This is a genomic window from Streptomyces sp. MMCC 100, assembly GCF_041538145.2.
In the GTDB taxonomy this organism is placed as follows: Bacteria; Actinomycetota; Actinomycetes; order Streptomycetales; family Streptomycetaceae; genus Streptomyces.
The window spans coordinates 6,547,908-6,560,347 of sequence record NZ_JBGORK020000001.1 but is presented as its reverse complement, the minus strand read 5'-3'; the positions used below and the strand labels follow the sequence as shown (position 1 = coordinate 6,560,347).

Below are 12,440 nucleotides of genomic sequence, written 5' to 3'. Positions count from 1 at the left end.
CGGGAAAAGGGGAAGGCCCGGACTCCGCCGAGTCCGGGCCTTCGTCTGTCCGCGCGGGCCCGTCAGCCGTTGGCGAGGGCCTGGACGCGGTCCAGCGCGCCGTTGAACTTGTTGTGGTCGCCGACCGTCGGACCGGACGACGTGTACTGCCACATCGTGTAGAAGCCCCAGCCGGCCGGCAGCGTGCCCACCGTCGAGGCGTACCGGGCGATCCACAGCGGGTTGTTCGCGGCGAAGCCGCCGTAGTTGCCGGTGCACTGGGTCCACCAGCTGGTGGCCGTGTAGATCACGGCGTCCCGGCCGGTGCGGGCCTTGTAGGTGTTCAGGAAGTCGCGGATCCAGGTCACCATCCCGCTCTGCGACTTGCCGTAGCAGGTGGCGCCGTACGGGTTCCACTCGATGTCGAGCGCGCCCGGCAGCGTCTTGCCGTCCCTGGACCAGCCGCCGCCGTGGTCGACGAAGTAGTTGGCCTGGGTGGCGCCGCTCGTCGTGTCCGGGGTGGCGAAGTGGTACGCGCCCCGGATCATGCCGACGTTGTAGGAGCCGTTGTACTGCTGGGCGAAGTAGGGGTTGGTGTAGTACGTCCCCTCGGTGGCCTTGGCGTAGGCCCACTTGACCCCGCTGTTCCACAGGGTCGACCAGGCAACGTTGCCCTGGTGGCTGGAGACGTCGACGCCCTCGGTCTGGGCCGCGCGGCCCGGGACGGGGGTGCCGTGTTCGCCGTCGTGGGCCGCGACGCCCATGCCCATGTGGGCGGAGCCGCGCGGCGGGACGTCGGCGGACGACGACGCGTCGGCCGGAAGGGTGAACACGAGGGAGAACGCGGCGAGCAGGACCCCGGTGACGGCGAAGCGCCGTCCGCGGGCCGATCCGGGTCTGTGCACGAGCATGACGTGCCTCCGATGGCTCGGTGGTGCTCGGTGGGGGATGCGCGAGTGGGGAGACCCCCTGGATGGCACTGGATGGCGTGCGCATGCCATCCGGAGGTCCGGTGAAGACTCTACGCACGTAGAAACGGCGGGTGGAAGAGGCACCGGAAGCCGCCGTTGGTCTAAGCCTGCGAAATACTTGGCGAGCTGCGGTGATGGCGGCCCGTGGCGGAAACTTTCAGGACCGGAAAATCGAGGCAGGGGCTGACGTGCACGAAGACGGGAACGGCGGCGGTCGCGGAGTTGGATCCCACCTGTCCGGCAGTGGTGTGAACCAACCCGAGTTCCTGGCCCTGGAGCGGGAGATGACGGTCCTGCTGCGGCGGGCCCGGGCCAACCAGGGCGAGATGGCCCGGGAGGTCCACCCCGACCTGGAGTCGTCGGCGTACGGCCTGCTGGTCCGGCTCGGCGAGTGCGGGGGCCAGCGCGCCACCGACCTCGCCGCCTTCATCGGCGTGGGCAAGGCGACGATGTCCCGCCAGCTGCGCGCCCTGGAGGAGCTCGGGCTCGTCGCCCGCGAGCCCGACCCCGCCGACGGCCGGGCCTGGCTCGTCACCCTGACCCCGGAGGGCCAGGAACGCGTCGGCCGGGTCCGGGAGGCCCGCCGCGCCCGGTACGCCCGCCGGCTCGCCGGCTGGGACCCGCGCGAGGTGTCGGAACTGGCCCGCCTGCTGCACGAACTCAATCACGGGATGGAGAAGTAGCCCCGGGCCCCGGCGGTTCCGCCGCCCCTCTCACAGCTCGGCGTAGACCACCGTCGCGTCGTCATGCGTCTTGCTGCGCCCGAGGAACACCCGGTCGCCCGCCGCGTCCGCGCGTTCCAGCTCCCGCACCCGGTCCACCAGGGCCTGCGCGCCCTGCTTGCGCACCAGCGCCAGGCACTCCGTCCAGTCGCCCTCCCCGAACTTCTCCACCCACCGCGCGGCCCCGTCCGTCAGCGCCGCCACCGTTCGCACCGATGCGCGCGGCAGCGCCCCCGTCACGGCGCGAGCGGCCACCCCGGGGTCGGCCGCGGCCGTGAAGAAGCCGCCCTCCTTGTTGCGCAGGTCGGCGTCGACCATCGCGTCGGTCGCGAGGGCCGAGCGGGGCAGCCGGGACAACCGGTCGTCCAGGACGGGCGTGAGGGTGCCGTCGGGGGCCTCCAGGAGCAGGGCCGAATCGGACAGGACCAGGTACTCGACCGCGGCCGGGGACCAGCGGGCGAGAACCACGGTTGCCTGAGGCGTACGCGGGTGAGAAAGGTCACAGGTTTCCGCGTGCGCCGCCGCGGTACGAGCGATGGCGCGGGACAGGGCCTCGGCGAGGGGAAGATCCGGGAGTGAAACGGTCAGTTCGGTCAGCGCTCCACCCAGGCGCGCCGTGAACCAGGGCACGGAATGCAGACAGCCCGTCGCGGTCCGTGGCGGTGTCACACCGTCCAGCACGACGAGTGCGCCGCCCTCTCCCGAGGCCGGTAGTCCGACGCTCGCGAAGTCCTCGTTGGGCTGGTCGGCGAGGCCTGGTTCCGAGACGAGTTCCGTACGCATCCGGCCAGTCTGCACGACCCCTTCACGGCGTTCACAAAGGGCTGACACCTTCCTCGGGTTCTCCCGGGATCGACGCCGCGACGCAGGTCAGGCGCCGGATTTGGGGTGGAATTCCATGCTCCGGCGGCGCGTGGCGGCACATAGTGCCACCGCCCGTCGCAGACGTCCAACCGGCTCGCCGGACAACCGTGCGGCACGAGCCGGGGGAACTTGCTCCTCAACTCCCCTCCGGGGTTCACTCCTTCGGGTGGCGGGTCGGATGATGCGCGCTCACCGACCACCGGCACTGGGAGGGTCGGGAACCGGTGGGGGGCCTGCCCCGCTCACGCGGTCTCCCCGCCCGACGCGCTGCCGGCGGCCGGGGGACGGCCCAGCGTCCGGTGAAGGGTGCACGCACCCCCGACCGGCCAGTTGACGGAGCGCCACCCGGGCCCACGGGTACACGAGTCAGGAATGCGAGCACCGGTGCAGAAGACGCGGCCTCGTCGCACAGGCAAGCAGACGGCCCCCGCGGGGAGCGCGGAGCACACCCCCGGCACCCCCGGAAACTCCACCCCTCCGCCGCCGGAGACGCCCGTCGGCAAGGGCCGTCCCACCCACGTACGCAACCGCCTGATCGTCGCCGTGGCGGTCGTGGCAGCCGCCGTCGCCGGGGCCGGAGCGCCGTCGGTCGTGGCCGCCTCCGGTCAACTGAACGACTCCCAGCAACTGGTGACGCTCGCCGAGCAGACCCAGGGCGCCCTGACCCTCGCCCACTCCCTCGCCGACGAGCGCGACGAGGTCACCCCGTACATCGCGGCCGGCCGCCCCAAGTCCAAGGCGCCCTCCGAGCAGCGCAGCGCCCGCGTCGACCGGCAGGTCGAGGAACTGCGCGCCGACCCCGACACGCCCGCCTCCCTGCGCGAGGACCTCGACGCCGTCTCCGCGCTGCGCCGGGCCGCGCTCACCGGCAAGAGCACCGCGCTGGAAGCCCACGAGGCGTACTCAGAGGCGATCACCGAACTCCACGCCCTGGCCGAGAAGCTGGGCGAGGAGATGCCGCCCCGCGCGGGCTCCGGCGCGTACGCCCTCGCCGAGCTGGACACCGCCGTCCAGCAGGCCGCCGCCACCCGCGGTCTGCTGCTCGCGGCCCTGAACGTGCCCAGCACCACCCAGACCGTCATCGACCCGGTCACCGGCCTGCCGACCGAGACGACCACCTCCTCGGACGCCGACGCCGAGCAGCGCGACGCGCTCTCCGCCGCCGCCCAGCAGGCCCGGGTCCGCTCCGACGCCGCTCTCGCCGACTTCCGCGAGGGTGCCCCCAAGGAGGCGCGGAGCAGCTTCGACGCCACGGTCGCCGGGCCCGAGGTCAACTCGGCCGAGAAGTACCTCGCCGGCCTCACCGACGAGCCGACGCTCTCCGACGGCGACCTGCGCACCAGCACCAAGCGGCTGGATGCCGCCCTCTCCGCCCGCGTCGACGCGATGCGCGGCGCCGAGTCCGCCCTGTACGAGAAGCGCGTCAAGGCCCTGGAGCAGCTGCGCGACGACGACGTCACCGCGCTGGAGATCCGGATCGCCGTCCTCGGCGCCCTGATCCTGCTGGCCGTCGGCATCGCCACCGCCCTGGCCCGCACCCTCACCCGCCCGCTGTCGGTGCTGCGCCGCGGCTCGGCCCGGCTGGCCCAGGCGGAGGACCCGACGGCCCAGGAGCCGGTCGCCTTCACCGGCCGCAACGACGAGTTCGCGCAGGTCGTCCGCTCCGTCAACGCCCTGCACACGCAGGCCGCCACGCTCGCCGGGCGGGTCGCCACGCTGGAGTCCGACCGCAAGCACCTGGTCGGCCAGCGGCAGAAGATGGCCGACGCCCGCGAGGAACTGCGCGCCGAACTCGCCGCGTCCGCCGCCCAGCTGGAGGTGGTGCGCAAGAGCATCGGCTCCACCTTCGTCAACCTCGCGTTGCGCACCCTCGGCCTGGTCGAGCGGCAACTCGCCGTCATCGAGAGCCTGGAGGAGCGCGAGCAGGACCCGGACCGCCTCGCCACCCTGTTCAAGCTCGACCACTTCGCCACGGTCATGCGCCGGCACAGCGAGAACCTCCTCGTCCTCGCCGGCACCGAGCACGTCCAGCACAGCGCCTCTCCGGTTCCGCTGGTCGACGTGGTCCGGGCCGCGGTCAGCGAGATCGAGCGGTACGAGCGGGTGCGCATCGCCGCGCTGCCGCCGCACGCGCACGTGGCCGGGTTCGCCGCCGACGACCTCTCCCACCTGCTGGCCGAGCTGATGGAGAACGCCACCTCCTTCTCGCCGCCGGACCTGCCCGTCGAGGTCTCCGGCTGGCTGCTGGAGAACGGCGAGGTGATGCTCTCCGTCCAGGACGAGGGCATCGGCATGGCCACCGAACGCCTCCAGCGGCTCAACGCCCGCCTCACCGACTTCGACCCGGAAGCGCCGTACGACCAGGAGGGCGAGGACGGCCTCGGGCTCGGCCTCTACGTCGTCGCCCGGCTCGCCCACCGGCACGGGGCGCGGGTGCGGCTGCGGGAGCAGAAGCAGGGCGGGGTGGCGGCCGTCGTCGTGCTCCCGGCCCCGCTGCTCGCGGCGGCTCCGCCGGCGGCGCTGGCCCCGACCGTGCCGGTGTCCGACGGCACCGGCTCCTTCTCCCTGCCCGGCGCCGACGCGGAGGCCAACTCCAACGTCCTGCACGGGCGGGCGGAGAAGGCGGTGCAGGCGGAACAGGGCGCCGAGGAGGCCGGCCCGGATCCGGAGCCCGGCACCGACCCGCTGGTGGCCTCGGCGGAGGAAGCCGTACGCCGTGCCGAGGCGGACGCGGACGCGTCCCGCGCGGACTCGGACGCGACCGAGGCCACGGAACCGGAGCCCGCCCGCTCGGAGACACCGGACCCCGGGACCCTGGATGCCGGCCGACCGGACGGCCCCGGGCCCGGCGCCCAGGACCCCGCTCCGGACGAGGCCGGTACCGCGGCCGACGCGTCCGCCCCGGAGCAGCCCGGCCAGGACGCGGCAGCCCCCGCGGACCGAGCCGCCCCCGGCAGCGACCTCCCCGACGACGCCACGATGACCCTCTTCCTTCCGGCCGTCGCCGAACCGGAGGCCCGGCCGGAGCCCGCCGCCGACCCGTACGCCATCGGACCCGACGCCCACGACCGCACGCCGGACGAGGGCGCGGCCCGGACGCCGGACACCCCCGGTGCGGCGGACGCCCTGGACGCTGCGGACACCCCGGACGCAGCGGACACCCCGGACGCGACCGGCGCCGGTGCCGAAGCGCACCGAGCCGAACCGCACGATCCCGTCACCGACAAGGGCCTGCCCAAGCGGACCCCGAAGCTCACCACCCCCGCCGCGGTGCCCCGCCCACGCACGTCGGGTTCCGTCGACGCCGACGCCCTCCGCCGGCGCCTGGGCGGATTCCGCCGGGGGGCGGAGGCCGGCCGCCGGGACGTCGAGGCGGAGATCGCCGAGCGCACCGGACCGCACCAGGTGCCGGCCGACGCAGACACAACCGAAGAAGCCACGGGGGGCACCGTCGAGGAGGCAAGCAGTTGACCGCGCCCAGTACCTTCGGACTGAGCAGTGAAGCCCGCAATCTCCACTGGCTGCTGACCAACCTCGTCGAGGAGGTGCCCGGCATCAAGTCGGTCGCCGTGGTCTCCTCCGACGGGCTCCTGCTCCTGTCCTCGGACCCCGGCCGCAACGAGGAGGCCCGGCAGGCCCGGGAGACGACCCGGGCGGGTCCGCGCGGCTCCGCCGCCGACCTCGCCACCGTCGTCTCCGGCGTGGGCAGCCTGACCGTCGGCGCCGCCCGGCTGATGGACTTCGGCTCCGTGAAGCACACGATGGTCGCCATGGACGAGGGCAGCCTGTTCGTCATGTCGATCAGCGACGGCTCGCTGCTCGGCGTGCACGGCTCCGCGGAGTGCGACATGAGCGTCGTGGCGTACCACATGGCGCTCTTCGTCGGCCGTGCCGGCCACGTCCTGACCCCCGAACTCCGCAGCGAACTGCGCAAGTCCCTGGAGTCCGAGTCGTCCCAGCCGACGGGGAGTGCCCGATGAGCAGCAGTCCCGGAAAACCCGGAAAGAACGGCCGGGGGCACCTCCCCGTGCGCGGCGCCGACCGCAAACCCGCCCGCGTACGCCCCTACTCGCTCACCGGCGGCCGGACCCGCTTCGGTCACGTCCTGCTCGTCGAGACGTTCGTCGGCGCCACGGCCGGAACCGCCGCGCTCGAAGCCGCCGAGGAGCGCCGGGAACTGACGAACGGCGGCCTCACCTCCCGCGTGATGCCGGAGATGCGGGCCATCGTCGAACTGTGCCGCCGTATGCGTACGGTGGCCGAGATCGCCGCGCTGCTGAAGATGCCGCTCGGCGTGGTCCGCGTGCTCCTCAGCGACCTCGCGGACCAGGGAAAGATCCGTGTGTACGGCACCGGGACCGGCCACGGCACGGGCCGCCCGGACCGCGCTCTGCTCGAAAGGGTGCTCAGTGGACTCCGTCGTCTCTGACGCCGCCGCGTTCGGCGTCCCCCCGCTCGTCGACACCGACGGGCCCGTGCAGCCCTGGCAGACGGATCCCACCCGCGCGCCGGTCGCCACGAAGATCGTCGTCGCGGGAGGGTTCGGCGTCGGCAAGACCACGCTGGTCACCGCCGTCTCGGAGATCACGCCCCTGCAGACCGAGGCGCTGATGACCGAGGCGAGCGAGGAGACCGACGACCTCACCGCCACCCCGGGCAAGCTCACCACCACCGTGGCCATGGACTTCGGCCGCATCACGCTCGACGACGACCTGGTGCTCTACCTGTTCGGCACACCGGGCCAGCAGCGGTTCTGGTTCATGTGGGACGACCTGGTGCGCGGCGCGATCGGCGCCGTCGTGCTGGCCGACACCCGGCGCCTGAAGGACTGCTGGCCGGCGCTGGACTACTTCGAGAGCTGCGGACTGCCGTACGTCGTCGCGGTCAACCACTTCGACGGCAGTGAGCTGTTCGAGGCGGAGGACGTGCGGGAGGCGTTGACGATCCCGGCGCACATACCTGTCATGATCATGGATGCGCGCCGTCGGATCTCGGCCATCGAGACCCTCTTGTCCCTCGTGGGCCACGCGCTCGACGAAACACCCGAGTAGACGAACCCCGAGTAGGAGACGGAAAACCGCATGCGGAAGATACTCGTCGTCGGAGCCGGCCAGTCCGGTCTCCAGCTCGCCCTCGGCCTGCAGTCGCACGGCTACGAGGTCACCCTGATGTCCAACCGGACCGCGGACGAGATCCGCACCGGCCGGGTCATGTCGACGCAGTGCATGTTCCACACGGCACTCCAGCACGAGCGCGATCTCCAGCTGAACTTCTGGGAGTCCCAGGCCCCGAAGATCGAGGGGCTCGGCGTCTCGGTGGCGGCCCCCGGTTCCTTCGACCCGGGCCCCTCGCAGCGGGCGATCGACTGGCTGGGCCACCTCGACGGCTTCGCGCAGTCGGTCGACCAGCGGGTGAAGATGGCCGGCTGGATGGAGACCTTCGCGCAGCGCGGCGGCCAGCTGGTCATCCACGGCGCCGCCGTCGGCGACCTGGACTACTTCTCCCGCGCCTACGACCTCGTCCTGGTCTCGGCGGGCAAGGGCGAGCTGGTCCAGATGTTCGGCCGCGACGCCTCCCGCTCCCCGTACGCCGAGCCGCAGCGCGCCCTCGCCGTCGCCTACGTGCACGGGATGGGCCCGCGCCCCGAGCACCCCGAGACGGAGGCCGTGCGCTGCAACCTGGTGCCCGGCGTCGGCGAGATGTTCATCATGCCGACGTTCACCACCTCGGGACGCGCCGACATCCTGTTCTGGGAGGGCATACCCGGCGGCCCGCTCGACGCCTTCAAGGACGTCAAGGACCCGGCGGAGCACCTCTCCCTGACCCTGGAACTCATGGAGAAGTTCCTCCCCTGGGAGTACGCGCGGGCCACCAAGGTCGAACTGACCGACGCCGGCGGCACCCTGGCCGGCCGCTACGCCCCCACCGTCCGCAACCCGATCGGCCGCCTCCCCGGCGGCGGACTCGTCCTCGGCGTGGCCGACGTGGTCGTCGCCAACGACCCGATCACCGGCCAGGGCTCCAACTCCGCCTCCAAGTGCGCCGCCTCCTACCTCGCCTCGATCCTGGAGCAGGGCGAGAAGGAGTTCGACGAGGCCTGGATGCAGCAGACCTTCGACCGCTACTGGCAGACGGCCCAGCACGTCACCAAGTGGACCAACGCCATGCTGGCCCCGCCGCCGGAGCACGTCCTGAACCTGATCGGCGCCGCCGGACAGCTCCAGCCGGTCGCCGACCGCTTCGCCAACGGCTTCAACGACCCGGCCGACTTCGAAAACTTCTTCTACGACCCCGCGAAGACCGAGGGCTACCTGATGGAGGTCTCCGGCGCCGCGGGCGCGTAGGGCCTCCGGCGGTCACGCGGGGCACCCCACCGGCGGATACGCCTCGCGTCCGTCGGGGACCCCGGTCCCGCCGGACGGGCGGGGCGGACGACGTGCGGCGCGGCGAGACCGGCGCGAGCGTCCGACGTCTCCCGCGGCCCCGGACACACCCGCGGAACCCCCCGGCGCACGGCCGTTGCGGCGCGTGCCGTGCACGGGGCCCGGAACTCACCGGACCGGTCCCGCGGCCGCGTACCCCTCGTCCGACCCGTCCGTCGCCGCCGCGGGGAGCCTCGGTGGCGTGTAGCGCGGTACGGGCTCCCCACCGGGGTCGGGACGTACGGCGCCCAGCACCGGGTTGGCGGCGATCGGCGACACCTTGACGTCGGCGCCGGGGCGGGGCGCCTGGACGACCATGCCGTCCCCGAGGTACATCGCCACGTGGGTGGCCTCGGGGAAGTACACGACCAGGTCGCCGGGGCGCAGCTCGTCCAGCGCCACGTGGTCGAGGCGCGCCCACTGCTCCTGGCTGGTCCGCGGGATCGGCGTCCCGGCCCGCTCCCAGGCGACGGAGGTCAGCCCGGAGCAGTCGTACGACGCCGGGCCCTCGGCGCCCCACTCGTACGGCTTGCCGAGCTGCTCCACCGCGAAGCGCACCGCCCGGTCGCCCTCGGCGGACGGCTTGGCGTCGTCGCCGAGCGCGCCGGACGCCAGGAACCGCTCCTGCTCCTCGGCGACCCCGCTGCTCTCCAGCTCCGCCAGCGCGGCCAGTTGCTCGGGGGTGAGGGAGGCGAGCATCTTCTCCACGGCGCCCAGGCGTTCGCGTACGTCGTCCCGATCCTTCTCCTGGGTCTCGGCGAGGGCGGTCTGCCGGGCCAGGGCCTCGCGCGAGCGCCGGGCCAGTCCCTCGGCCTTCTTCTCGGCACCGCTCAGGCGGCCCACGGTCTCGACCCGTTCCCGGGCCAGCCGGCCGATCACATGACCCTGGTCGATCGCGTGCTGCGGGTCGCGGGCCAGCAGCAGTCGCAGGTAGGGGGAGAGGCCGCTGCTGCTCTGGTACTGCTGCCGGGCCAGCCGTCCGGCCGCCCCACGGCTGTCGTGCAGGGACAGCCGGGCCCGCGCCAGCTCGGCGTCCAGCCGCCGCACCTCGGCGCGCTGCTTCTTCAGGCGCTCCTCGGTGCCGTTGTAGGTCTCGGTGGCCTTCTCCGCCTCCCGGTACAGCCGCTGAAGGTCCGTCAGCAGATCGGCCACCGTGCGGTCGCCGGTCGCATCGGGTGCGGGTTCGGCCGCGGCGGGCACGGGCGCGAGGACGATCCCGGCCGCGAGCGCCGCCGTACACACCAGACGCAGAAGCCTTCCTGGCACACCATCACCTCCGGTGCGGGGCGGCGGGTCCGCTCCGCACGGTGAGCATGGGGCGCCTTTTGAGCCTTCGCGCGCCGAGTGTGCGCGGTTCGGCGCAACCGGGTCACCCGTCCGCGTCGTCCGGCTTGCCACCCGGCGTGGCGTCTGGATCGGCGGCCGCCGAGCGGTCCGGTTTCGACCAGGGCCACTTCCGGTCGGATCCCTTCCTGCCCGAGGGGTCGTACGTGTACTTCCACCGGGCGAACCGCAGCCCGCCCCGGGAGTCCCGGGGCACGCGCCGGTACACGAGCACGGTGGGCGGGCCGCCGTCAGGGTCCGGTACGGGGATGCGGTACGTCTTCGGCGGGTGCCCGGTCATCCCGACCAGGACGGGCAGCACGCGTCCGTCCATGGGGCCGCCCTCGAAGGGGGTGTCTTCGCTCTTCACGGCACCAGTGTCGGTGATCGGCGCACCGGTGTCAGAGGGCGGCGCCCGGTGTCAGAGGCCGGCGCCCGGTGTCAGAGGTCCGCCGCCAGCGCCTCGACCAGCGTCGCGGTCTGCGGGTCGCGGCGGGCGGTGACCGTCAGCACGGCGAGGAACTGCTCCACCAGCCAGTCCCGCAGCTCGTCGACGGGCGGCTGCTTGTCCTCGTCCAGCCAGATCAGCGAGGCCGCCTCGACCGCCGTGATCCACATCCGGACGGTCATCCGCAGCCGGGGGCCGGGCCCGGTGACGTCCAGGTGGCTCATGATGTGGTCGGCGGCGGCCCGGCGTACGCCGTCCACGATGCCCGAGGTCTGCGAGGTCTCGACCACGCTGCCGCCGCGCAGCAGGGCGCTGAAGCCGGTGTCGTGCTCGTCGACGAAGGTGAGGTAGCGGTCCAGAGCGCGGGAGAGCCGGGCCAGCAGCGGACCCTGGCGGGGTTCGTCGAAACACTGGCGCAACTCGGCGGCGGCGGAGCCGAGCGCGGCCTCGTACAGCTGCTGCTTGCCGCCGGGGAAGTACCGGTACACCAGCGGCCGTGAGACCCCGGCCTGCTCGGCCACGTCGTCCAGGGAGACCTCCTCCGGCGGCCGGTGCGCGAAGAGGGCGAGCGCCGCCTCCAGCAACTGGACGCGGCGCTCCTCGACGTTGAGGCGGCGGTAGGCGGGGGTGGGAGCCTGCGGGGTCATGAACCGCAGCGTAACCCGCACGACCGGGCGCCCACCCACGTCAGCGGACCGGACCGGCCGGTCTACGCCAGCAGCCCCGAAGACCGCCACAGCTTCCGGCCGACGCCGCGCAGGACGCCGATGTCGTCCAGGAAGTCGGTCAGGCGCTTCGCGCCGGTCTGCATGATCTCCTTGCGGTGGCCGCTGGCCTTGACCTGGGCCAGGGCCTCGCGCTTGTCGAGGCCGACGTTCGTGTACACCTCCGGGTTGATGAAGGCGATGGAGAAGACGCGGGCGAACTCGCCGGAGGTGACCCGGGTGAACTCCTGCGACCACTTCGGGGCCGTCACCATCTGCCGGCGCAGCTCCTCACGGGCGTACCGCACGTGCCGGGCCTCCTCCACGACGTGGATGCGCGTGACGCCCCGGATCAGCGGCTGGACCCGCTCGTCGGGGAAGGTCAGCCGCTGCATCCAGTCCAGGACCTCCTCGCCGAGCAGCGTGGCGGTGAAGGAGCCGGGCGTGGTGGAGATCGTCTTGAACAGGCGCCCCAGGTGCTGGTGGACGGGGCTCACCGGGTACCAGGGGGTCTCGCCGCGCGATATCAGCCGGGCGAACATCTTCGAGTGCCGGCACTCGTCCTCGATCTCGGTCAGCGCGTAGCGCACGTGGGCGCTCGTCGCCGCCTTGTCGTAGATGTGCCGGACCAGGAGCTGCATCAGGATCAGTTCGAACCAGATGCCGAGCGAGGCGAGCGCGGCGGCCTCGTGCTGGGAGAGGACGATGCGCTGCTCCTCGCTCATCCGCTGCCACATCGGCGTGTCGTACAGCGACACCAGCTCCGGCGGCCAGAACCACTTGCCGTCCTCGAACGGCGCGTCCCAGTCCAGCTCCTTGTCCGGGTCGAAGGAGTGCTTGGCGGACGAGTCGAGCAGCCGTTCGGCCACCTGCTCCCGGTCCTTGAGCAGGCCGAGGGCGTCGCGCAGGCCCTCGAGCGCGTCGGCTTCCGTCAGGGTCGTCATGGCTGTGTCCCACCTCGTCGAACGGATCGTGTTACCCGCGGTCACTCCAGCGTGCTGCGTCTT

The 12,440-nt window shown here is 72.8% G+C and carries 12 protein-coding genes; 6 read left to right on the top strand and 6 right to left on the bottom strand.

Annotation, left to right across the window (positions count from 1 at the left end):
* Nucleotides 1-62: 62 nt before the first annotated feature.
* Nucleotides 63-890, bottom strand: a complete 828-nt coding sequence (locus tag ABS735_RS30220) for a lysozyme (protein WP_373902447.1) — start codon at nt 888-890, stop codon at nt 63-65.
* 248 nt (nt 891-1,138) lie between these two features.
* Here ABS735_RS30220 and ABS735_RS30215 point away from each other — a divergent pair, with 248 nt between their 5' ends.
* Nucleotides 1,139-1,633 (top strand): MarR family winged helix-turn-helix transcriptional regulator, encoded by a 495-nt coding sequence (locus ABS735_RS30215; RefSeq protein WP_373902446.1) that lies wholly within the window; start codon nt 1,139-1,141, stop codon nt 1,631-1,633.
* 30 nt (nt 1,634-1,663) lie between these two features.
* On the opposite strand, the gene ABS735_RS30210 is transcribed toward ABS735_RS30215, so the two are convergent.
* Nucleotides 1,664-2,455, bottom strand: a complete 792-nt coding sequence (locus ABS735_RS30210; RefSeq protein WP_373902445.1) for a protein phosphatase 2C domain-containing protein — start codon at nt 2,453-2,455, stop codon at nt 1,664-1,666.
* A gap of 453 nt (nt 2,456-2,908) precedes the next feature.
* On the opposite strand from ABS735_RS30210, the gene ABS735_RS30205 reads away from it, so the two are divergent.
* Genes ABS735_RS30205 through ABS735_RS30185 form a run of 5 tightly spaced genes read left to right on the top strand, consistent with a single transcriptional unit; the run spans nt 2,909 to nt 8,880 of the window.
* A complete protein-coding gene (locus tag ABS735_RS30205; RefSeq protein WP_373902444.1) occupies nt 2,909-6,007 on the top strand; it encodes a sensor histidine kinase in 3,099 nt (1,032 codons plus the stop codon).
* On the top strand, nt 6,004-6,516 hold the full coding sequence (locus tag ABS735_RS30200) for a roadblock/LC7 domain-containing protein (protein WP_373902443.1): 513 nt from the start codon (nt 6,004-6,006) through the stop codon (nt 6,514-6,516). Before ABS735_RS30205 ends, ABS735_RS30200 begins: the two co-directional genes overlap by 4 nt.
* A complete protein-coding gene (locus tag ABS735_RS30195) occupies nt 6,513-6,965 on the top strand; it encodes a DUF742 domain-containing protein (RefSeq protein WP_373902442.1) in 453 nt (150 codons plus the stop codon). Before ABS735_RS30200 ends, ABS735_RS30195 begins: the two co-directional genes overlap by 4 nt.
* Nucleotides 6,946-7,587: a GTP-binding protein gene (locus tag ABS735_RS30190; protein WP_003973677.1), complete on the top strand. Its 642-nt coding sequence runs from the start codon at nt 6,946-6,948 to the stop codon at nt 7,585-7,587. The genes ABS735_RS30195 and ABS735_RS30190 overlap by 20 nt, the downstream gene beginning before the upstream one ends.
* Nucleotides 7,588-7,617: 30 nt before the next feature.
* Nucleotides 7,618-8,880, top strand: a complete 1,263-nt coding sequence (locus tag ABS735_RS30185) for a styrene monooxygenase/indole monooxygenase family protein (protein ID WP_373902441.1) — start codon at nt 7,618-7,620, stop codon at nt 8,878-8,880.
* Nucleotides 8,881-9,087: 207 nt separating this feature from the next.
* Here ABS735_RS30185 and ABS735_RS30180 read toward each other — a convergent pair whose 3' ends face one another.
* The 4 genes from ABS735_RS30180 to ABS735_RS30165 all read right to left on the bottom strand — a co-directional run bounded on the left by ABS735_RS30180 (nt 9,088) and on the right by ABS735_RS30165 (nt 12,377).
* Nucleotides 9,088-10,224 carry a C40 family peptidase gene (locus tag ABS735_RS30180; protein WP_373902439.1) on the bottom strand — a complete coding sequence of 379 codons (1,137 nt, stop codon included), beginning with the start codon at nt 10,222-10,224 and terminating at the stop codon, nt 9,088-9,090.
* Between the two features lie 103 nt (nt 10,225-10,327).
* Nucleotides 10,328-10,651: a hypothetical protein gene (locus ABS735_RS30175; protein WP_373902438.1), complete on the bottom strand. Its 324-nt coding sequence runs from the start codon at nt 10,649-10,651 to the stop codon at nt 10,328-10,330.
* Between the two features lie 71 nt (nt 10,652-10,722).
* Entirely contained in the window at nt 10,723-11,376 is a 654-nt protein-coding gene (locus tag ABS735_RS30170) for a TetR/AcrR family transcriptional regulator (protein WP_373902437.1), read from the bottom strand.
* A 62-nt stretch (nt 11,377-11,438) separates the two neighbouring features.
* A complete protein-coding gene (locus ABS735_RS30165; RefSeq protein ID WP_373902436.1) occupies nt 11,439-12,377 on the bottom strand; it encodes an AurF N-oxygenase family protein in 939 nt (312 codons plus the stop codon).
* Nucleotides 12,378-12,440: the final 63 nt, after the last annotated feature.

Bases quoted from the DNA above. Each gene is read 5' to 3' on its own strand.
- ABS735_RS30220 (WP_373902447.1), bottom strand. From the start codon at position 890: ATGCTCGTGCACAGACCCGGATCGGCCCGCGGACGGCGCTTCGCCGTC.
- ABS735_RS30210 (WP_373902445.1), bottom strand. From the start codon at position 2,455: ATGCGTACGGAACTCGTCTCGGAACCAGGCCTCGCCGACCAGCCCAAC.
- ABS735_RS30205 (WP_373902444.1), top strand. From the start codon at position 2,909: ATGCGAGCACCGGTGCAGAAGACGCGGCCTCGTCGCACAGGCAAGCAG.
- ABS735_RS30195 (WP_373902442.1), top strand. From the start codon at position 6,513: ATGAGCAGCAGTCCCGGAAAACCCGGAAAGAACGGCCGGGGGCACCTC.
- ABS735_RS30185 (WP_373902441.1), top strand. From the start codon at position 7,618: ATGCGGAAGATACTCGTCGTCGGAGCCGGCCAGTCCGGTCTCCAGCTC.
- ABS735_RS30170 (WP_373902437.1), bottom strand. From the start codon at position 11,376: ATGACCCCGCAGGCTCCCACCCCCGCCTACCGCCGCCTCAACGTCGAG.
- ABS735_RS30165 (WP_373902436.1), bottom strand. From the start codon at position 12,377: ATGACGACCCTGACGGAAGCCGACGCGCTCGAGGGCCTGCGCGACGCC.